The sequence below is a fragment of the Streptomyces sp. M-16 genome, assembly GCF_052114405.1.
Taxonomy (GTDB): Bacteria; Actinomycetota; Actinomycetes; order Streptomycetales; family Streptomycetaceae; genus Streptomyces.
Genome location: NZ_JBFRER010000138.1, coordinates 1 through 19,752, shown reverse-complemented (window position 1 = coordinate 19,752; position 19,752 = coordinate 1). Strand labels below are relative to the sequence as shown.

The window sequence follows — 19,752 nt, the reverse complement described above, 5'->3', positions numbered from 1 at the left end:
CCCGTCCCCGCGGCCGACAGGGCGCCGGCCGTGGTCGCCGCCGCGCCCGCGATGAACGCGCGCCTGGAACCGCCCGTACGAGCCGCCATGCCCCGCCTCCTTGTTACCGGTGGTAACGCCTGTCCGGCGCAGGAGCATAGGGCGCCCGCCCGGGGCCCGGAAGCGTGCGGGAGCACCCGGTCGCACTATGGCGCGAAAGGTTCGATCCGGCGCACCTGTGGGAAACTGACCACACGTCACGGGGAAGGAGAACGCGGATGCCGAGCGAACCGCTTTCGCAGAAGGAGATCGAGGACCGGCTGCGGGAACTCCCCGGCTGGGCCTTCGAGGACGACCACATCGTCCGCACCTACCGACTGGCCACGCACCGGGCCGCCAGTGCGCTGGTCTCCCACATCACGGTGGTGCAGGACGAGTTGAACCACCACTCGGACCTCACCCTCGGCTACGACACCGTGCGCCTGTCGGTGAACAGCCACGACGCCGGCGGCCTGGTCACGGAGAAGGACTTCGACCTCGCCGAACGGCTCGTCGAGGTGCTCCTCGACGAGCCACTCCTGCGCCCCGAAGGCATTGGCCCGCCACACCTGCACCCGGGCCCCGCTGTCCGTCGAGGCGTTCGCCACGTCCAGGCGCCGTCCGTTGTCCTCGCTCACGACGTGGAAGATCCCGCCGCCGCTGTGCACCGGCGAGATCCGCCACCGGCGGGCGGCGGCCGGTGCGGGCGGCCCGTCCGGGCCCACCCGCACCCSGGAGGCGCCCTCCAGCTGCAGCACCAGGCCGCTGTCCACGTTGCGGATCCGGTAGACCCCGTCCACCAGGTTCACGCGCTCGCCCCTCAGACGTCGAAGACGGCCGGGTCGGGACCGATCCGGCGGCCCGCCGCGCCCGCACCGAGGGCGGACAGCTCCGCGAGGTCCGCGGCGTCCAGCTCGAAGCCGAACACGTCCAGGTTCTCCCGGATCCGGGAGGGCGTCACCGACTTCGGGATCACGACGTTGCCGAGCTGCAGGTGCCAGCGCAGTACCACCTGCGCGGCGCTGCGGCCGTGCCGGGCGGCGACGGCGGCGACCGCGGGAAGGGTCAGCAGCTCCTTGCCCTGGCCGAGCGGGGACCAGGCCTCGGTGACGATGCCGAGGGAGGCGTGCAGCGCCCGCAGCTCCTCCTGCGGGAACAGCGGGTGCAGCTCGACCTGGTTCACCGCCGGCACCAGGGCGCTCTCGCCGCGGAGCCGCTCCAGGTCCGCCGGGCGGAAGTTCGACACGCCGACGGCCTTGGCCCGGCCGGACGCCGCGATCTCCTCGAAGGTCTTCCAGATGGCGAGGAAGTCGTCGCGCATGGGGCGCGGCCAGTGGATCAGGTACAGGTCGAGGTGGTCGAGGCCCAGCTTGTCGAGCGAGTCGTCGAAGGCACGCAGCACCTCGTCCCGGCCCCAGCGCCGCTTCGGCCCGTTCCACAGCTTGGTGGTGACGAACAGTTCCTCGCGCGGCACCCCGGACGCGGCCACGGCGCGGCCGGTGCCGCGCTCGTTGCCGTAGACCGCCGCCGTGTCGATGCTCCGGTAGCCGGCCTCCAGCGCCGTACCCACGGCCCGCTCGGCTTCGGAGTCCGGGATCTGCCAGACGCCGAAGCCGAGCTGGGGCATGGCCGTGCCGTTGTTGAGCTTGATGCTGGGGACCTGGTTCACGTCTGGTCGTTCCCTCGGGGTCGGTGCGGTGTGGGCCGTGCCACGGCGTACGAGGGGCGACAACCGGCCGCCCGCACGCCCTATTCCCGCCATCGGGGCGGACCTCACAGGCCCCCGCCGGACCCGGCACCGACCCCGCCCGGACCCCGCCCGGACCCGGCACCGACCCCACGCGGACCTCGCCCGGACCCCGCCCCGACCTCGCGCCGCCCACCGGGGCCGCGCTCCCGGGACGCCCGGTTCAGGACGGGTACAGCTCCGCGACCTCCCGCGCGTACGCCTTCTCGATCGCCCGCCGCTTCAGCTTCAGCGACGGCGTCAGCAGCCCGCGCTCCTCCGTGAACTGCCCCGGCAGCACCCGGAAGGCCCGGATCCCCTCGGCCTGCGAGACCAGCGTGTTGGCGGCCACCACCGCCCGCCGCACCTCCGCCGCCAGCTCCGGGTCACCCACCAGCTGCTCCGCGGGCCGCTGCGGCAGCCCGCGCATCGACAGCCAGTGCGCCATCCCCTCCACGTCCAGGGTCACCAGCGCCGCGATGAACGGCCGGTCGTTGCCCACCAGCACGCACTGCGACACCAGCGGATGCGACCGCACCCGCTCCTCCAGCGCGGCCGGCGCCACGCTCTTGCCGTTGGAGGTCACCAGGATCTCCTTCTTGCGCCCGGTGATCGTCAGGTACCCGTCCCGGTCGAGGCGCCCCAGGTCCCCGGTCGCCAGCCAGCCGCCGCGCAGCACCTCCTCCGTGGCCCGGGGGTCGTTCAGGTACCCCGAGAAGACGTGCGCGCCGCGCAGCCACACCTCCCCGTCGTCGGCGATGTGCACGGTGCTGCCGGGGATCGGCCGCCCCACCGTCCCGTACTTCGTCGCCCCCGGCGGATTCGCCGTGGCGGCGGCGCAGGATTCGGTCAGCCCGTACCCCTCGAACACCGTGACCCCGGCGCCTTCGAAGAACAGCCCCAGCCGGCGTGACATCGCCGACCCGCCCGACATCGCGTGCCGGACCCGGCCGCCCAGCGCCTCGCGCACCTTCCCGTACACCAGCTTCTCGAAGAGCTGGTGCTCCATCCGCAGCCCCGCCGACGGCCCCGGCCCGGTCCCGAACGCCTTCTGCTCGCGCGCCTCCGCGTACCGCACCGCCGTCTCCACCGCCCGGTCGAAGGGACCCCGGCGCCCCTCCGCCTCCGCCTTGCGGCGGGCCGCCGCGAACACCTTCTCGAAGACGTACGGGACCCCCAGCACGAAGGTCGGCCGGAAGGCCGCGAGGTCCGGCAGCAGTTCGGCGGCGGCGAGCACCGGCTGGTGCCCCAGCTTGACCCGGGCCCGTACGGCGGCCACCTCCACCATCCGCCCGAAGACGTGGGCCAGCGGCAGGAAGAGCAGCGTCGACGGCTGCTCGCCCGGTCCCGCCCGGAACACCGACTCCCAGCGGTCCACCAGGGTGTCCGCCTCGAACATGAAGTTCGCGTGGGTGAGCACGCAGCCCTTGGGCCGGCCCGTGGTCCCCGAGGTGTAGATGACGGTGGCGACCGCGTCCGGGGTCACGGCCCGGCGGTGACGGTGCACCACGTCCCCGTCCACCGACCGGCCCGCCTCCACCAGCTCCCCTACCGCCCCCGCGTCGAGCTGCCACAGCAGGCGCAGCCCCGGCAGCCGCTCGATCACCGAGCCGACCGTCATGGCCTGGTCCTCGTCCTCCACGACGCAGCCGGCGCAGCCGGAGTCGTAGAGGATCCAGTGCACCTGGTCCGCCGAGGACGTCGGGTAGACGGGGACGGGCTGGGCGCCGATCGCCCACAGGGCGAAGTCGAACAGGGTCCACTCGTAGCGCGTACGGGACATCACGGCGACCCGGTCCCCGAAACGGATCCCCTGCGCCAGCAGCCCCTTGGCGAGCGCCAGCACCTCGGCGGCAAGCTCCCCGGAGGTCACGTCCCGCCAGACGCCGTCCACCTTGCGCCCGAGCACCACCCGTTCGGGTTCCTCCCCGGCGTACTGGAAGACGCAGTCGGCCAGTCCGCCGACCGCAGGGCCCGTGACCACGGGTGGAACGCCGAACTCGCGCAACATTCCGCTCCTCTCCTGCCGAGCGCCGCGACGCTACCCCACCGGCCCGGGGCACCGGCACCCCTGCGGAAACCTCCACAAGATCCCCCCGCGCGCCATGCCCCGCCACCTGCGCACTCGTACGAGCGGGACTCGAACGGGTGTCGCCCGGTCCGCCGTCCGGCCCTGCCCCGCGGATGTCGCCGACCGCCGCGGTGCGCGGTGTGGTCGGCTGTCCGGCGGTCCCTCCCGCCGCCCCTTCGAAAGCTGGTCACCGGTGAACCGACCCCGCCTCCTCGCCGCGGCCCTGCCACCCCTGCTCGCCGCCGCCCTCTGCGGCGCTGCGGTGAGCGCGCCCGCCGCCTCCGCCGCCACCGACCCGGCCGCACCGGCCGCGCGGCCGCGCGTACCGCACTGCGTGGCCTCGGACGGCTTCGGCTTCAACGCGGTCTTCCACGTCAAGGAGCGGATCATCGGCCCGCCCCTCACCTGCCGGGTGACCCTCGCGAAGGAGCCCTGGGTCAGGGCCACCCTGGGCTGGGCGACCGCCGTGGACGCCCAGAGCGCCGTCTACCCCGCGGGCTACACGCCGCTGCGCCCCGGGATCGCCCCGATCGAGGACTTCAACGCCAAATTCGTCAGCGCCACCTACGTACACGACATCGGCACGCCGCACGAGCGGACCTTCACCTTCAAGAAGAAGCAGGTCCTGCGGACCGGTCTCGTCACCTCGGACGGGTTTCCGTACTCCGACCCCATCTCGCCGCCCCTCAAGCCGCTGACCGTCGGTACCCACACCAGTACGGTCTTCATCACCCTCAGCGCCGAGCACTGCGACGGCTTCGCGCCCGACCGCGAGGCGGACTGCCTGCCTGCGGGCACCGTCCGGTTCAGCGGTGACGACGCCTTCGAGGTCCAGCCCCGCCCCCGCGACGCCGGGGCCCCCGGCCGCCCGCGCCGATAGCCGCAGGCTCCGCCGGCCCTACGCCGCCCGCCCTACGCCGGCCGGCTCAGGCGGTCGCCGCCCGCCAGGACCGCGGCCGCCAGCGCCTCCGCCGCCGGGGTCGGGCGCCGTCCCTGGAGCAGGGCGAACTCCACCGGCCCCAGCTCCGGCAGCCCGCCCACCCGTACCAGCCCCGGAGGGATCAGCCCGCGGGTGTGCGCCATCACCCCGAGCCCGGCACGGGCCGCCGCGATCAGACCGCTGAGGCTGCCGCTCGTACACGCGATCCGCCACGCCCGCCCGTCCCGCTCCAGCACCTCCAGGGCCCGCGCCCGGGTGATGCCCGGCGGCGGGAACACGATCAGCGGCACCGGACGCTCCGGGTCCACGCGCACCCCCTCCGCCCCGATCCACACCATCCGGTCCCGCCACACCAGCCGGCCCCGCTCGTCCCCCGGCCCGCGCCGCTTGGCCAGGACCAGGTCGAGGCGCCCCGCGTCCAGCCGCTCGTGCAGGGTCCCCGAGAGCTCGACCGACAGCTCCAGGTCCACTTCCGGATGCTCGTGCCGGAACCCCTCCAGGATCTCCGGGAGCCGGGTCAGCACGAAGTCCTCCGACGCCCCGAACCGCAGCCGCCCCCGCAACCGCGTCCCGGTGAAGAAGGCCGCCGCCCGCTCGTGCGCCTCCAGGATGGTCCGCGCGAAGCCCAGCAGGGCCTCGCCGTCCTCCGTGAGCCCGACGCTGTGCGTGTCCCGGACGAACAGCGTCCGCCCCGTCGCCCCCTCCAGCCGTCGCACGTGCTGGCTGACCGTGGACTGCCGCACGCCGAGCCGGGCGGCGGCCTGCGTGAAGCTGAGCGTCTGGGCCACCGTGAGGAAGGTCCGCAGCTGAACGGGGTCGTACATGGAACCAGCCTATTGCGGTTCGTGATGGCAGTCAGTGCGGTGTGCGTGTTTCCCGATGACCGCGCACCCGCGAGCATGAACGGAGGACCCCCTCCGCTTCCAGCTCCCTCCCGCTGCCCTCCGCCCCGACCCACAGCGAGTGAACACCGCCCATGCGACGTCGTCCCCGCCTCCCCGCCCGGCTGCCCCTGGACCCGTACGTACTGGCCCTGCTCGCCACCGTGGGCCTCGCCGCGCTGCTCCCGGCCCGGGGCGCGGCCGCCACCGTCGCCGACGGCGCCTCCACCGGCGCCGTCGCCCTGCTCTTCTTCCTCTACGGGGCCCGCCTCTCCACCCGCGAGGCCCTCGACGGGCTGCGCCACTGGCGCCTCCACGTCACCGTGCTGGCCTGCACCTTCGTCCTCTTCCCGCTCCTGGGCCTGGCCGCCCGCGGACTCGTCCCCACCCTGCTGACCCAGCCCCTGTACAGCGGCCTGCTCTTCCTCTGCCTGGTCCCCTCGACCGTCCAGTCCTCCATCGCCTTCACCTCCATCGCCCGAGGCAACGTCCCCGCCGCGATCTGCGCCGGCTCCTTCTCCAGCCTCGCCGGCATCGTCCTCACCCCCCTCCTCGCCGCCGGCCTGCTCGGCGCCGACGCGGGAGGCTTCTCCCCGGACTCCCTCCTCAAGATCGTCGTCCAGCTGCTGCTGCCCTTCCTCATCGGTCAGGTTCTGCGCCGCTGGGTCGGCGGCTTCCTGGTCCGCCGCAAGAAGGTGCTGGGCTACGTCGACCGGGGCTCGATCCTGCTCGTCGTCTACGCCGCCTTCAGCGCGGGCATGGCCGCCGGAGTCTGGCACCGCGTCAGCCTCCCGCGGCTCGGCGCGCTGCTGGCGGTGGAGGCCGTACTCCTCGCCGTGATGCTCCTCGTCACCTGGTACGGGGCCGGACGCCTCGGATTCGGCCGCGAGGACCGGATCGCGATCCAGTTCGCCGGGTCGAAGAAGAGCCTCGCCGCCGGACTCCCCATGGCCAGCGTCCTGTTCGGCGCCCAGGCCGGGCTCGCGGTGCTGCCGCTGATGCTCTTCCACCAGATGCAGCTGATGGTCTGCGCGGTCCTGGCCCGGCGCCGCGCCCGGGACCCCGGGGCCCCCGGGAGCGAACTCCCCCCGGGGCGTGTGGCGGAGGTCTCGCCCCCGGCCCAACACCCGGCCCCGCAGGGCCGGTAACGTGCGGCGGTGACCTGGATACGCCCGCTCGCCGCCCACGCCCCGCGCCCCTGCACCCTGGTGGTCTGCCGCGGCTGCTGCTGCGGGGACCCCCGCAAGAACCCCGGTTCCGACCACGCCGGCCAGCTCGCCCGGCTGCGGGAGGCCGCCGCCGCGTCCGGGGGCCGGCTGGCGGTCCGCACCAGCGACTGCCTCGGACCGTGCGCGCAGGCCAACGTGATCGTGGTCCAGCCCACCAGCGAGGCCCGGAGCCGGGGCGCCCGGGCCGTCTGGTTCGGCTGGGCCCTCGACGACACCGCCACGGACGAGATCATCGACTGGGCCCGGTCCGGCGGCCCCGGCAGCACCCCGGTCCCCGCCACCCTGGACCTGCACCGCATCGACCCCCCGGCCCCGAAGGAGCCCACCACCCCGCGCCGGGGCCGCCGGCGCTAGGCCGTGCCGGCCGCCGCGGCGGCCGCCGTGGTCCTCGGGCCGGCCGCCCCTACGCGGGCCCGGCGGGCAGGACGATGCGGTGGTCGCCCGCGTAGATGTTCATGTCCGGGCCCCGCAGGAAGCCCACGAGGGTCAGCCCGGACTCCAGGGCCAGGTCCACCGCCAGCGAGGACGGCGCCGAAACCGCCGCCAGGACCGGGATCCCGGCCATGACGGCCTTCTGCGCGAGCTCGAAGGAGGCCCGGCCCGACACCAGGAGCACCGCACCGGCCAGCGGCAGGCGCCCCGCCTGCAGGGCCCGCCCGACGATCTTGTCCACGGCGTTGTGCCGGCCCACGTCCTCCCGTACGTCGAGCAGCTCGCCGTCCGCCGAGAACAGCCCGGCCGCGTGCAGCCCGCCCGTACGGTCGAAGACCTTCTGCGCCGCGCGCAGCCGGTCCGGCAGCTCGCCGAGGAGGCCGGCCGTCACCCGTACCGGGTCGGCGGCGAGCCCCGGGAAACGGGTCGCCGTACGGACCGCGTCCAGGCTGGCCTTGCCGCACAGACCGCAGGAGGAGGTGGTGTAGACGTTCCGCTCCAGCGTGATGTCGGGCACCGGCACTCCGTGCGCCAGCTGCACGTTGACCACGTTGTAGGTGTTGGAACCGTCCTCGGTCGCGCCCTCGCAGTAGGTGACGGCCTGGACGTCCGAGGCGTGCGCGACCACGCCCTCACTGGCGAGGAAGCCCACCGCCAGCGCGAAGTCGTCACCCGGGGTGCGCATGGTGATGGCCAGCGGCTTGCCGTTGAGCCGGATCTCCAGCGGCTCCTCCGCGACCAGCGTGTCGGGGCGCGCCCCGACCGATCCGCCCCGGATGCGTACGACCCGGCGCCGCTCGGTGACCCGTCCCATGGCGATCAGCCACCCGTTCCCTGCTCGTCGTGCTCTTGACGAGGACATTCTCGCGGATGCGCGGCCCACGGGGCTCCCGGCAGGAAGTTGCTCGGAATTCTCCAAATTCCGGTGCAGGAATCCTGTCGGGTCACACGCACCCGTACCCACCGGTAGCAGGCGAAGCTGGGTAATTCCTGACCGCCGTACAGAGGGGGACCCCGCCCATGACCGGTTCACGCGTGGTGGCGCTAGGGCACTACCAGCCCGCGAAAGTGCTCACCAACGAGGACCTCGCGGCCATGGTCGACACCAACGACGAGTGGATCCGGTCGCGTGTCGGCATCCGGACCCGGCACGTCGCGGGTCCCGAAGAGCCCGTGGACGAGCTGGCCTACCAGGCCGCCGGCAAGGCCCTCGCGAACGCCGGTCTGATCCCGGACGACGTCGACCTCGTACTGGTGGCCACCTCCACCGCCATCGACCGTTCCCCCAACATGGCCGCGCGGGTCGCCGCGAAGCTGGGCATGGGCGGAGCGCCCGCGGTGATGGACATCAACGTCGTGTGCTCGGGCTTCACGCACGCCCTGGCCACCGCCGACCACGCGATCCGGGCCGGCGCGGCGACCCGCGCCCTGGTCATCGGCGCCGACAAGATGACCGAGATCACCGACTACGCCGACCGCACCACCTGCGTGCTGACCGGCGACGGCGCGGGCGCGGCCGTCGTCGAGGCCAGCGCGGAGCCGGGCATCGGCCCCGTCCTGTGGGGCTCGGTGCCGGAGATGGGCCACGCCGTACGCATCGAGGGCTCCCCGCCGGTCTTCGCGCAGGAGGGCCAGTCCGTCTACCGCTGGACCACCAGCCAGCTCCCGCCGCTCGCCCGCAAGGTCTGCGAGAAGGCCGGGATCACCCCCGAGGACCTGGCGGGGGTCGTCCTGCACCAGGCGAACCTGCGGATCATCGAGCCGCTCGCCGCCAGGATCGGCGCCGTGAACGCCGTGGTCGCCCGCGACGTCGTCGACTCCGGCAACACCTCGGCGGCCAGCATCCCGATGGCCCTCTCGAAGCTGGTCCAGCGGGGCGAGATCCCCTCCGGCGCCCCGGTCCTGCTCTTCGGCTTCGGCGGCAACCTCTCCTACGCCGGCCAGGTCATCCACTGCCCCTAGCCGTGGCGCACCCGTACGCACACGCGAGGCCCGTCCCGCCCGGGGCGGGCCTCGCGCACACCCGCCCCGGCACGGCGACGGACCGGGCCGCCCGCAACCATCCGAGACGCCCCGTCTCGCCACCCCCACTCACGCATGCCTGCAGGTCAGCGCGGCGCGTCTGCCGTTCCGTCGCCCGGATAAGTGGTCGGAACCCCGCCGATCCTTTGCTATTGTTGTCCATGTCGCCGCGGGAAACCGGGGCCGACCACCTAGTCCGGGTGGCGGAATGGCAGACGCGCTAGCTTGAGGTGCTAGTGCCCTTTATCGGGCGTGGGGGTTCAAGTCCCCCCTCGGACACCAGCAGGAACCCCACTTCGGTGGGGTTCTTTCGCGTTTCCGGGCGATGGCGCGACCAACCCCGTGATCGGTCCCGCCGACGCCGAAGGGGAGACGCCCGCACCGGCGGGAGGGCGCGCGATCCAGGCAGAAAGCCCTGGTCAACGGCGCTCTCAGCCCTTGGTAAGGTGGTCCGTGTCGCCGCGGGGATCACCCTGCGGAGGCATCACCCGGTCCGGGTGGCGGAATGGCAGACGCGCTAGCTTGAGGTGCTAGTGCCCTTTATCGGGCGTGGGGGTTCAAGTCCCCCCTCGGACACCGTGGTCAAACGACCTGACAGAGCCGGCCAGAGCGACGCGACGTCGCCCTGGCCGGCTCTTTCGTCTGTGGCGAACCGGTCAGGTGCGGTACGGGCGCTCGGGTCGATCACCCGCGTGCCCGCGCCGGGGCGGACCCGGCTCTGGTCATTCGCCCTCCGGCGGCCGGGCGGTGCGGTCGCGGAGGGGGGTCACATGTGGAGGACCACCAGGCCGTCCGGGGCGGGGAGGGTGCCCGGGGGGACCTGGGTGAAGGTGCGGGGGAGGGCGAGGCGGGGGTGGTCGGGGTCCGGTGGGGCGTCGGCCTCGAAGAGGTAGGCCGCCGCCGTCGCGGGATCGCTGACCAGGTGGGGGCCCTCGGGTGCGGTGGCGCGGGTCAGCGGGGTGCGGAAGAGCCGGCCCAGCAGGCGCAGGGTCTCCGGGGTCATGCGGGTGGCGGACGCCGGGCCGGGCGGGGTGGCCGGCGCGTGCGGGGCGGCGGAGCGGGCGGGCGGGGGCTCCGGAGCGGTCGCGGGGGCGGGGTCAGGGGTGGCGTCCGGGGCGGGGTCCGGGGGGATGGCGCCGGACAGGAGGAGCGCCAGGAGGACCGGTACGGCCTTGCGGCGCAGGGCCTCGGTCGCGGAGCGCAGCCGGTGCGCGTGACTCGCCGGCAGCGAGAGCGCCAGGCTCCCGGCGGCGCCGCCGGTGGCGATCGGCACCGCCGCGCAGACGACCCCGGGGGAGTACTCGCGCAGGTCGAAGACGGGAGCGCCCGGAGCCAGCGCGTCCAGGGCACTGAACAGGGTCCGGCTGTCGGTGATCGTCCGCGCCGTCAGCCGGGCCGGGCGGTGGCGGGTCACGTGGTCGGCCCGGTCCCGGTGGTCCAGCTGGGTCAGCAGGCACTTGCCGACCGCGCTGGCGTGCGCGGCCGCCCGGAAGTCCACCCACTCCCGCACCGGCGGAGCCCCCGGCCCGTCCGCCATCTGCGTGATCCGGACCTCGCCCTCCGCGTACCGGCTGAGGTACACGGCGGCACCCGCGCTGTCGCGGGCCAGGGCGAGGGTGCGCTGGAGCTGCCCCGCCAGGCCCCTGCCGCCGGGGGCGGCGAGCCGGTCCAGGGCCGGGCCGCGGGCGTACACCCCCGCGCCCGGCCGGTAGGCGTACTGCTCCTCGCACAGCATGGCCAGGAGCGGGCGCAGCGCCGCCTCGGTCAGGCCGGAGTCGCGTACGAGCCGGGCGGTCCGCACCCCCAGGGGGTGCCGCTCCAGGACGCGTACGACGGCCAGTGCGCGCCGCGCCTCCGCCAGGGCCCCGCCCGTGCCCGTCTGGACGACCGTCCCCCGGGCGGCCGACGTCAGCGCGGGGTGCCGCAGCGGGCCCGGTCCGGGGCCGGGCCCGCGCGCCGTGAGCGGGGGCGGCGGCAGGAACGCGGCGAGCACCGAGGGCAGCCCCGCCCGGGGCAGCGGCACCGGGCCCAGGTCGGGGTCGTCGGGCTGGTCCACGTAGCGCAGGACGGCCGCCTGGGCGCACAGCCGTACCTCGCGCAGCTCACGGCGGCCGCCGGGGCGGAATCCCCGCCGCCCCAGCTCCCGTGCCCAGAACCGGGCGTCGTGGTGTTCGCCGCGGCGGGAGTGGTCGAGGAAGAGGCAGTACGCGGCGGGGGCGGTGCGGGGGCTGCCGGAGCCCGCGGCGAACTGCCACCAGAAGCGGGAGCCCTCGCGCAGCCCCGCGAGGTGCAGCAGACAGCCGAAGACCACCGCCCCGGGCAGGTCGCTGTGCCGGCCGTCGGTGAAACGCCCGAGGTCGTGCGCGGCGCGCGGGTCGCAGACCACGGCGAGGCAGGCGGCCTTGAGGTCCCGGCGCGCCCGCTCGGAGTCGAGGGGACAGTCCCGGGCCGGGTCGCTCCAGCCGAAGGGGCGGCGCCGGTTCCTGACCGTCGCCGCGGTCGCGCCGGGGGCCCGCGGGCCGCGCAGCAGCCGGGACTCGGCCGCGCCGAGGTCGTAGTGCGGGTAGCGGTCGCGCACGCCCGCCCGTGCCAGGAACTCGGCCAGCGCGCGCGGGGGGCCTGCGGGGGCGCCGTCGGCGTCGGTCGCGCGGGGCCTCATGATCCGGCGGACGCGTCGAGGAGCCGGGCGAGGCGGCGGTGGGCCTGGCCGAGCTGGGAGCGGACGGTGGCCTCGTCGACGCCCATCACGGAGGCGGCCTCGCCGGGGGTGCACTGGAGTCCGTAGCGCAGCATCACGGCGTCCCGCTGGCGCTCGGCGAGGCGGGAGACCGCCGAGTAGAAGCGGATGGTGTCGGTGAGCACCTCGTACTGGTCTGCGTGGGCCTCCTTGAGGGCGGCCTCGAAGGCGCTGGTGTCCATCGGCTCGGGCCGGTGGTGGCGGGGGTCGCGGCGCCGCTGCCAGTCGACGATCCGCTGCTTGAGGACGGTCCAGGCGTAGGCGTCGAGCCGGTCCATGTGCAGCATGCGGAGCCACTCGTTCATGATCGATTCGAAGGTGGCGTCCACGGCGTCCTCGGCGGCCGCGTCGGAGCCGAGCTGGAGGTACGCGAAGCGCATGTACGCGGGCCGCCGGTTGGCGTGGAAGGCCCAGTACGACAGGCGCGCGGTCGGATCCCACTGGCTCATCGGCGTCGGCTGCCGCCTGCGGCTGGGCAGTCCCACGGCCCCGCCGGACTCCTCCGGTCCGCCATCGCTCACCGTTCCCCACCTCATCCCCTGTGCGGGTCCATGGAAGCAGCGCGGGCGCACTCGGAGGGCGCAGAGAAGAAACCTGGAAATATTACGTTTGGTGATGATCGCTTGGTGATCGATATCGACCGATCGACGGTCCGGCCAGTGCGTACGCAGAGGCCGGGGTGCGGGGCGGACGTGCGGCCTGGGCTCGTGGGCACCCGGTGACGTTCCCCGGCGGGCCACCGGTACCAGCTCGCCGCCCTCGACGGAGGGGCGGGCAGACGCGACCGAGGGGCGGGAGGCGGTACCCGGCGGGCCTGGACGCGGCACCCGGTGGGGCGCGGCGGGCGCCGCCCGGCGCGGGGGTGCCCGTACCCCGGACACCGGTCGGGGGCTCCGTACCGCGGCTGTAACATGGGCCCATTGCGAGGGCCGTGACGGAGAGGTCACTGCCCTCGCTGTTTTTTGCGTCACGTCCACCCGGACGAAATGCGGGCGCGTGCCCTTTCGGCGGTTCGATACGATGAACCGCATCACAATCCGTCACGGCACGCCGTTACGCATGAACCCGTACAAATGAAACGAATGGAGCATCCGAGGATGGCTCGACACCTGATCACCAGCGCGCTTCCCTACATCAACGGGATCAAGCACCTGGGCAACATGGTCGGGTCGATGCTTCCGGCGGATGTGTACTCCCGGTACCTCCGCCAGCGCGGCCACGACGTCCTGTACATCTGCGCCACCGACGAGCACGGCACCCCCGCCGAACTCGCCGCCAAGGAGGCCGGGATCTCGGTCGCCGAGTTCTGCGCGCAGGCGCACGACGCCCAGAAGGCGGTCTACGACGGCTTCGAGCTGTCCTTCGACTACTTCGGCCGCAGCTCCTCCGAGCAGAACCGCGAGATCACCCAGCACTTCGCGCGCAGGCTCCAGGAGAACGGCTTCATCGAGGAGCGGGCGATCCGGCAGGTCTACTCGCCGGTCGACGGCCGCTTCCTGCCGGACCGCTACGTCGAGGGCACCTGCCCGCACTGCGGTTACGACAAGGCCCGCGGCGACCAGTGCGAGAACTGCACCCGCGTCCTGGACCCCACGGACCTGATCGAGCCCCGCTCGGCCATCTCCGGCTCCACCGAGCTGGAGGTCCGCGAGACCAAGCACCTGTTCCTGCGCCAGTCCGCGCTCCAGCACGAGGTCGAGGCCTGGGTCGCCGAGCACGAGGAGGAGTGGCCGCAGCTCGCCTCCTCCATCGCCCGCAAGTGGCTGACCGAGGGCCTGCACGACCGCGCCATCACCCGTGACCTCGACTGGGGCGTCCCGGTGCCCGCCGACACGTGGCCCGAACTGGCCGCCGAGGGCAAGGTCTTCTACGTCTGGTTCGACGCCCCGATCGAGTACATCGGCGCCACCAAGGAGTGGGCCGACCTCGACCCGGCGGACCGCGACTACAAGGCCTGGTGGTACGAGGCCGAGGACGTCCGCTACACCCAGTTCATGGCGAAGGACAACGTCCCGTTCCACACGGTGATGTTCCCCGCCACGCAGCTGGCCACCCGCGAGCCGTGGAAGAAGGTCGACTACGTCAAGGCCTTCAACTGGCTGACGTACTACGGCGGCAAGTTCTCCACCTCGCAGAAGCGCGGCGTCTTCACCGACCAGGCGCTGGAGATCCTCCCGGCCGACTTCTGGCGCTACTTCCTCATCGCGAACGCGCCCGAGTCGGACGACTCGTCGTTCACCTGGGAGCACTTCGCCGCCACGGTCAACAAGGACCTCGGCGGTACCCTCGGCAACTTCGTCAACCGGGTGCTGACCTTCTCCCGCAAGAAGTTCGGCGACGAGGTCCCCGCGGGCACCGCCGCCGGTGCGGCCGAGGCCAAGCTGGGCGAGCAGATCGCCGAGCTCCTCGCCGAGTACGAGGGCCACATGGAGGCCCTCCAGTACCGCAAGGCGGCGGCCGCGCTGCGCGCCCTGTGGTCGGCCGGAAACGCGTACCTCGACGAGAAGGCCCCCTGGCTGGAGGTCAAGACCGACCTGGAGGGCGCGGCCCTCACCCTGCGCACCGCGATGAACCTCATCCACCTCTACTCGGTGGTCTCCGAGCCCTTCATCCCGGCCTCCGCGCGCGCCATGCGCTCCGCGTTCGACCTCGCGGACGACACGGCGGTGTGGGTGACCCCGGAGCAGGCGAAGGCGCTGGACGCGGTTCCGGCCGGGACCCCGTTCACCGTGCCGCCGGTGCTCTTCGCGAGGGTCACCGAGGAGGACCTGGAGTCCTACCGCGAGCGCTTCGGCGGTGCCCCGGAGGCCTGACGGCCCCGCCGCCAACGGCTCCCCGAAGGGCGCGACCTGCCGAGGTCGCGCCCTTCGGCGTGAACGGCGGCCGCGGCCCGCAGGACCGGCCGGGGCAGGGGCTCCACCCCGGTCCGGCCGGGGCAGGTATCCCGCCCCCGGGACCGGCCGGGGCAGGGATCCCGCCCGGCTCCCGCCGGGGGCAGGAATCCCGCCCGGGACCCGGCGGGGTAGGGAAAACCCCACCACGAAGGCTCCGCCTGGGCGTGCAGACCCCGCGGGGCCACGCGGCTGGAATGGGTCCATGACCCCTTCCGCCCGCCCGCTCCCGCCCGTGGCCGCCCGTGTCCTGCCCGCCTCGCCCACCGCCCGGTGGACCGTCGGCTGGCTGCTCGCGGCCGTCTGGGCGCTGGCGTTCCCCCTGTTCTCCCCGCTCGGCCCGCACCGGCTGTGGGGCTGCTGCGCGGCCGCGGGATACCTGGTGGCCGCCGGGGCCACCGCCGTGGGCCGCCCGCGCTCGGCGCGGGCCGCGGCCCTGACCGGAGCCGTCGTCCTGCCCCTGCTGTACCTGGTCCTCACCGGTCAGGGCCAGTCGGAGGTGGGCGTGATCGAACGGTCCGGGCGGCTCCTGCTGGATTCCGGACGCCTCTACGTGGACCGGCCCGGCGGAGTCGAGGAGTACACCCCCTACCTGCCCGGCATGGCCCTCCTCGGCCTCCCCCGCGCCCTGCTGGGCGGCGGCGACGGCTGGGCGGTCCGCCTCCTCGGCGACGCCCGGATCTGGTGCGCGGCGGCCCTGTTCACCTCCCTGTGGGCCGGCCGCCGGATGCTCGGCAGTCGCCCCTCGCCGCTGCTCCCGCTGCTGGTGGCCTCTCCGGTGGTGGCCCTTCCGCTGGTGGTGAGCGGGGTGGACCTGCCGCTGGCGGGGCTGTGCTGCCTGGCGCTCGCGGCGGCCGCCTCCGGCCGTCCGGCGGTGGCCGGGGCGGCGCTCGCGGCGGCGTGCGCCATGAAGTGGACCGCGCTGCCCGCGGTGGCGGTGGCCGTCGCCGTACTCGGAGCCCGTCGCGGCGCGCGGGCGGCGCTGCGCTGTGCGGCGGTGGCGGTGTCCGGCACGGCGGTGCTGGTGCTCCCGGGGGTGCTGCTCCAGCCGGCGGAACTGTGGCGGCAGGTGTTCGCCTTCCCGACGGGCCGGGCGGACGTGCCGACCCCGGCGAGCAGTCCCCTGCCGGGGCACCTGCTCGCCGGACTCGGACCGTGGGGCTGGTACGTGACGGTGGCCCTGCTGGCCCTGGCCGGACTGGGGGTGGGGCTCTCCCTGTGGGCGCGCCCGCCGCGCACGGTCGTCGCCGCCGCCGACCGGCTCGCGCTGGGGCTGACGCTGGCCTTCCTGCTGGCCCCGGCGGGCCGCTTCGGCTACCTGGCACTGCCGCTGCTGCTCGCCCTCTGGGCCCGCTCCGTCGCGCCCCGGCCCGGCGCGTCCCGGCCGGCCGCGTCCCGGATCGTGGCCCGCTCCCGGGCGCGGGAGTCCCGGGCGGCCGGGGCGGCGTAGGGTCCGGCCATGCGCCACACCACGCTGACCGAGCACGCCCGTTGCATCTGGGGCGACGAGTACGGGCCGACGCCCGAATGCGAGACCCGCGAGCACCACTGGACGTACTTCGCGGAGGAGCTGACCTTCGCCGGCCCGGACGAGATCATCGCCATGTTCCGTGAGCTGTGCCGGGCCGTGGTCGACGGCCTGCTCCCCGTGTGGGTCCGTAACCTGGCCTACCGGCTGCTCCTGCTGCAACGGCCCGACGACCCGGCCCTGATCAGGGAAGCCGCCTTCAACCTGGAGGCGCACGGCCCCTCCTGGGACGAGATCGCGGAGGAACTCCGCGCCCGCGCGGACGCCCTGGACCCGGAGGGAACCAAACCCTGGGGCACCTGGCGGTGAGGGCGTAAGGGGTCTCCGGAGGATCAGGTCGGGTGTCCCGGGGGTGCCGGGGGTGCCGGGGGTGCCGGGGGTGCCGGGGGTGCCGGGCGTCCCGGTCCGCCGGACGTCCCCTCCGCCCCCTCCCGGCCCCGGAGGTGGGCCAGGACCGCCAGGACGCGGCGGTTGCCCTCCGTCGGGTCCAGGTCCAGCTTCGTGAAGATGCTGCCCGCGTGCTTGACGACGGAGGCCTCGGTGATGAACAGCCGGGCCGCCAGGGCCTGGTTGTTGAGCCCCTCGGCCATCAGCGCGAGCACCTCGCGCTCGCGGGGGGTGAGGCGGGCCAGCGGACGGTCCGGGGCCGATGGCGGCGCGAGCAGGACGCGCACCACCTCCGGGTCGATGACCGTCTGGCCGCCGTGTACCCGTTCCAGGGCGTCGAGGAACTCGGTCACCTCGCCGACCCGGTCCTTGAGCAGGTAGCCCAGCCCGGCCGCCGAAGCGCCGGTGAACAGCTGGGCCGCGTACGCCGTCGCCACGTACTGGGAGAGCACCAGGACCGGCAACGAGGCGTCCCGGGAACGCAGTTCGAGCGCGGCCCGCAGCCCCTCGTCGCGCAGTCCGGGCGGCATCCGGACGTCCGTGACGACCACGTCGGGCCGCTCGGCCTCCACCGCCTCCAGGAGGGCGGGGGCGTCGCCCACGGCGGCGAGGACCCGGTGGCCACCGAGGGTCAGCAGCTCGGTCAGGCCGGCACGCAGCAGCACGGAGTCCTCCGCGAGGATCACACGGAGCACGGGACCTCCACGCGCAGTTCGGTCGGACCGCCCACCGGACTGGACACCGTCAGCCTGCCCTGCAACATCGCCACCCTGTCCGCGAGACCCGCCAGGCCCGCTCCCGCGCCGGGATCGGCCCCGCCGCGGCCGTCGTCCGTGATGGTGAGAGTGAGCCGGTCCCCCTCGACCCTACCGGCGACGCCGACGTGCGCTGCGCCGCTGTGCTTGGCGGCGTTGGCGAGGGCCTCGGTGACGGTGAAGTAGGCGGTCGTCTCCACGGGTTCGGGCAGCCGGGGCAGGCCGCCGAGGTCCACCGTGACCGGGACGGGATGGCGCAGCGCCACCTCGGCGACGGCCGCCGCCAGGCCGTGGTCGGTCAGCACCTGCGGGTGGATGCCCCGGACCAGGTCCCGCAGTTGCTCCAGCGCCAGCTTCGCCTCGGCGCGCCCCCGGCCGACCAGGGCCGCGGCCTCCGCCGCCTCCGGGATCCCGCGCAGCCGCAGCTCCGCGAGGCCCAGGGTCATGCTGAGGGCGACCAGTTGTTGTTGGGCCCCGTCGTGCAGGTCCCGTTCGATGCGCCGCCGTTCCGCCTCGAAGGCCTCCACCAGCCGGACCCGGGACCGGGTCAGCTCCAGCACCCGGCCGTCCTCCTCGCGCGGCCCGAGCAGCAGCCGGGCCGTCTTCACCTGCGCCCCGGCGATCAGCGCGCCCGCGTACGCCGCGAGCACCAGCCCCGCCAGCCCGGCGGCCGTCCCGCCCAGCGCCTCCAGGGGCCCCGTCACGGCCCGGCCGGGTATCAGCATCACCGGCTCCGGGGCCAGCGCCCACACGACGACCGGGGACACCACGAGGAGCAGCGAGAACGCCACCAGCGCCAGCACCCCGAAACCGGCCGCGCCGAACACGGCCCCCAGCAGGGCGGCGTAGCCGAACTCCCGCCAGGTGGCCCGTTCCCGCAGCCGGGTGCGCAGCCAGGCGGCGGCGCCGGCCCCGGCGAGCGAGGTGTGCGGATCGGCGACGGGAGCCGGCTCGACCCACCGGAGCCTGCGCCGCTCCAGCTCGGCCAGGGGCACGGCACCGGCGACGGCGGCGAGCAGCAGCAGGAGACCGACCCCGGCGACCGCAAGCACCACCCCGAGGCCCACGAGCAGCACCAGGGCGACCAGCACCGCGTACCCGAGGGGGAACCCGCTGCCCAGGTACGCCCAGCACCGCCACGGCCACCACGACCGCAGGAACCGCCACGGCCGCCGCCCCACCGCCCACACGGTCACCGGAGGAGCGGGGAGCGGGGTGGTGGCACCGGACATGCGCCCCAGCCTAAGGGCTGTGGCGCGCGGGCCGACGGGCCCGGGGGACGGTCACCTGCGCCAGAAAAGGTGGTGCATGACGCCGCTCGGGCTGGGCACGACCTCCAGGTGGAACCGGTCGAGCAGTTCATCGGCCGTGACCGATCGGAAGTGGTTCGGGTGGCCTGCGAGAGCCTCAGCCTGCCCGACGGTCCCGACCGGCCCTCCTCGCCTACACGGCGGAGGCCGGCTCGCCCTCGGAGTCGCCCTGCGGACCCCCGCGTCGGAGATCGCCGGCGCGGGTACGCGTACCGGGGCGCAACCCGGGACGGGGCAGCCTGCGGGCGCGGCCGCCGGGGGCTCCGGCGCGACCCGAGGGCCGCGCCGACTCCGGCGGCTAGCGTGGGGGCCATGACATCCGCGACGCGCCCGGCCGCAGACCAGGCCCCCGCAGACCCGGCCGCGACCGATGAGGCCCTGGCCACCCAGCCCATCGGCTACTGGAGCGGCCTGGCCCACGCGAAGGTCACCCGCCACCTGCGCGACGCCCTGGCCCGGATCGACGTCACCCAGCCCGAGTACTGGGTGCTCAACCGCGTCCACGGCGGACCGGCGGCCCCCACCCGCACGGAGACCGTCGTCCAGCTGACGCCGCTCGCGGACGGGCCGGACGAGATCGCCCGGGTCGTCGACCGGCTCGTGTACCGGGGCTGGCTGTGCGTCGACGCCGGGCAGCGGCTGTACCTCACCGGGGCGGGCGAGGCGGCCAGGGCGCGGGTGAGGGCCGTGGTGACCGAACTGCGCGCGGTGGTCCACGAGGGCATCACCGACGAGGAGTACGTCGCCGCGCTCCGGGTGCTGCGCACGATGATCGCCAACGTGGAGCGCGCGGACGGGGCCTGACGCCCCGCCGATGGCCTGACC

15 protein-coding genes, 2 tRNA genes and 4 pseudogenes are annotated in these 19,752 nt (G+C 74.5%); 11 read left to right on the top strand and 10 right to left on the bottom strand.

Features of this window, described 5'->3' with window-relative positions; translation table 11 throughout:
• Nucleotides 1–257: 257 nt before the first annotated feature.
• Nucleotides 258–536 (top strand): annotated as a pseudogene (locus AB4039_RS36910) (4a-hydroxytetrahydrobiopterin dehydratase); the annotation flags it as partial.
• Between the two features lie 63 nt (nucleotides 537–599).
• On the opposite strand, the pseudogene AB4039_RS36905 reads toward AB4039_RS36910, so the two are convergent.
• The 3 genes and pseudogenes from AB4039_RS36905 to AB4039_RS36895 all read right to left on the bottom strand — a co-directional run.
• A pseudogene (locus AB4039_RS36905) lies at nucleotides 600–776 on the bottom strand (RICIN domain-containing protein); the annotation flags it as partial.
• Nucleotides 777–838: 62 nt separating this feature from the next.
• Nucleotides 839–1,687, bottom strand: coding sequence for an aldo/keto reductase (locus AB4039_RS36900; RefSeq protein ID WP_266843751.1), 849 nt, complete (start codon nucleotides 1,685–1,687; stop codon nucleotides 839–841).
• Between the two features lie 241 nt (nucleotides 1,688–1,928).
• The gene (locus AB4039_RS36895) at nucleotides 1,929–3,752 is read right to left on the bottom strand and encodes a long-chain fatty acid--CoA ligase (RefSeq protein ID WP_266844151.1); all 1,824 of its coding nucleotides are present in this window, start codon (nucleotides 3,750–3,752) and stop codon (nucleotides 1,929–1,931) included.
• A gap of 256 nt (nucleotides 3,753–4,008) precedes the next feature.
• On the opposite strand from AB4039_RS36895, the gene AB4039_RS36890 reads away from it, so the two are divergent.
• Entirely contained in the window at nucleotides 4,009–4,695 is a 687-nt protein-coding gene (locus tag AB4039_RS36890) for a hypothetical protein (protein WP_266843752.1), read from the top strand.
• Between the two features lie 32 nt (nucleotides 4,696–4,727).
• Here the strand turns inward: AB4039_RS36890 and AB4039_RS36885 are convergent, their stop codons facing one another.
• Nucleotides 4,728–5,579 (bottom strand): LysR substrate-binding domain-containing protein, encoded by an 852-nt coding sequence (locus AB4039_RS36885; protein WP_266843753.1) that lies wholly within the window; start codon nucleotides 5,577–5,579, stop codon nucleotides 4,728–4,730.
• A gap of 152 nt (nucleotides 5,580–5,731) precedes the next feature.
• Between AB4039_RS36885 and AB4039_RS36880 the strand changes: the two genes are divergently transcribed.
• Nucleotides 5,732–6,784 (top strand): bile acid:sodium symporter family protein, encoded by a 1,053-nt coding sequence (locus tag AB4039_RS36880; protein ID WP_442272807.1) that lies wholly within the window; start codon nucleotides 5,732–5,734, stop codon nucleotides 6,782–6,784.
• 9 nt (nucleotides 6,785–6,793) lie between these two features.
• The gene (locus AB4039_RS36875; RefSeq protein WP_266843755.1) at nucleotides 6,794–7,219 is read left to right on the top strand and encodes a (2Fe-2S) ferredoxin domain-containing protein; all 426 of its coding nucleotides are present in this window, start codon (nucleotides 6,794–6,796) and stop codon (nucleotides 7,217–7,219) included.
• A 49-nt stretch (nucleotides 7,220–7,268) separates the two neighbouring features.
• Here the strand turns inward: AB4039_RS36875 and fdhD are convergent, their stop codons facing one another.
• Nucleotides 7,269–8,111, bottom strand: a complete 843-nt coding sequence (gene fdhD, locus AB4039_RS36870) for a formate dehydrogenase accessory sulfurtransferase FdhD (RefSeq protein WP_442272806.1) — start codon at nucleotides 8,109–8,111, stop codon at nucleotides 7,269–7,271.
• A gap of 206 nt (nucleotides 8,112–8,317) precedes the next feature.
• On the opposite strand from fdhD, the gene AB4039_RS36865 reads away from it, so the two are divergent.
• The 3 genes from AB4039_RS36865 to AB4039_RS36855 all read left to right on the top strand — a co-directional run bounded on the left by AB4039_RS36865 (nucleotide 8,318) and on the right by AB4039_RS36855 (nucleotide 9,895).
• The gene (locus tag AB4039_RS36865; RefSeq protein WP_266843757.1) at nucleotides 8,318–9,259 is read left to right on the top strand and encodes a beta-ketoacyl-ACP synthase III; all 942 of its coding nucleotides are present in this window, start codon (nucleotides 8,318–8,320) and stop codon (nucleotides 9,257–9,259) included.
• A gap of 254 nt (nucleotides 9,260–9,513) precedes the next feature.
• Nucleotides 9,514–9,601, top strand: a tRNA-Leu gene (locus AB4039_RS36860).
• A gap of 209 nt (nucleotides 9,602–9,810) precedes the next feature.
• Nucleotides 9,811–9,895 (top strand) — tRNA-Leu (locus AB4039_RS36855).
• Nucleotides 9,896–10,460: 565 nt separating this feature from the next.
• Here the strand turns inward: AB4039_RS36855 and AB4039_RS36850 are convergent.
• Both AB4039_RS36850 and AB4039_RS36845 read right to left on the bottom strand, forming a co-directional pair.
• Nucleotides 10,461–11,180: pseudogene (locus AB4039_RS36850) on the bottom strand (IclR family transcriptional regulator domain-containing protein); the annotation flags it as partial.
• A 794-nt stretch (nucleotides 11,181–11,974) separates the two neighbouring features.
• Nucleotides 11,975–12,577: a sigma-70 family RNA polymerase sigma factor gene (locus tag AB4039_RS36845; RefSeq protein ID WP_266843758.1), complete on the bottom strand. Its 603-nt coding sequence runs from the start codon at nucleotides 12,575–12,577 to the stop codon at nucleotides 11,975–11,977.
• A gap of 576 nt (nucleotides 12,578–13,153) precedes the next feature.
• Here AB4039_RS36845 and metG point away from each other — a divergent pair.
• The 3 genes from metG to AB4039_RS36830 all read left to right on the top strand — a co-directional run bounded on the left by metG (nucleotide 13,154) and on the right by AB4039_RS36830 (nucleotide 16,784).
• The gene (gene metG, locus AB4039_RS36840; protein WP_442272805.1) at nucleotides 13,154–14,869 is read left to right on the top strand and encodes a methionine--tRNA ligase; all 1,716 of its coding nucleotides are present in this window, start codon (nucleotides 13,154–13,156) and stop codon (nucleotides 14,867–14,869) included.
• A gap of 283 nt (nucleotides 14,870–15,152) precedes the next feature.
• Complete coding sequence (locus AB4039_RS36835; protein ID WP_442272804.1) at nucleotides 15,153–16,397, top strand: glycosyltransferase 87 family protein; 1,245 nt, start codon at nucleotides 15,153–15,155, stop codon at nucleotides 16,395–16,397.
• 9 nt (nucleotides 16,398–16,406) lie between these two features.
• Nucleotides 16,407–16,784 carry a hypothetical protein gene (locus AB4039_RS36830; protein ID WP_442272803.1) on the top strand — a complete coding sequence of 126 codons (378 nt, stop codon included), beginning with the start codon at nucleotides 16,407–16,409 and terminating at the stop codon, nucleotides 16,782–16,784.
• Between the two features lie 23 nt (nucleotides 16,785–16,807).
• Here AB4039_RS36830 and AB4039_RS36825 read toward each other — a convergent pair whose 3' ends face one another.
• From AB4039_RS36825 to AB4039_RS36815, 3 genes and pseudogenes are all read right to left on the bottom strand, one after another.
• A complete protein-coding gene (locus AB4039_RS36825) occupies nucleotides 16,808–17,557 on the bottom strand; it encodes a response regulator (RefSeq protein ID WP_442272802.1) in 750 nt (249 codons plus the stop codon).
• Nucleotides 17,545–18,849 (bottom strand): sensor histidine kinase, encoded by a 1,305-nt coding sequence (locus AB4039_RS36820; protein ID WP_266843764.1) that lies wholly within the window; start codon nucleotides 18,847–18,849, stop codon nucleotides 17,545–17,547. Before AB4039_RS36820 ends, AB4039_RS36825 begins: the two co-directional genes overlap by 13 nt.
• A 51-nt stretch (nucleotides 18,850–18,900) precedes the next feature.
• Nucleotides 18,901–18,981 (bottom strand): annotated as a pseudogene (locus AB4039_RS36815) (dihydrofolate reductase family protein); the annotation flags it as partial.
• Nucleotides 18,982–19,239: 258 nt separating this feature from the next.
• On the opposite strand from AB4039_RS36815, the gene AB4039_RS36810 reads away from it, so the two are divergent.
• Nucleotides 19,240–19,731, top strand: a complete 492-nt coding sequence (locus AB4039_RS36810) for a MarR family transcriptional regulator (protein WP_266843766.1) — start codon at nucleotides 19,240–19,242, stop codon at nucleotides 19,729–19,731.
• Nucleotides 19,732–19,752 lie beyond the last annotated feature (21 nt).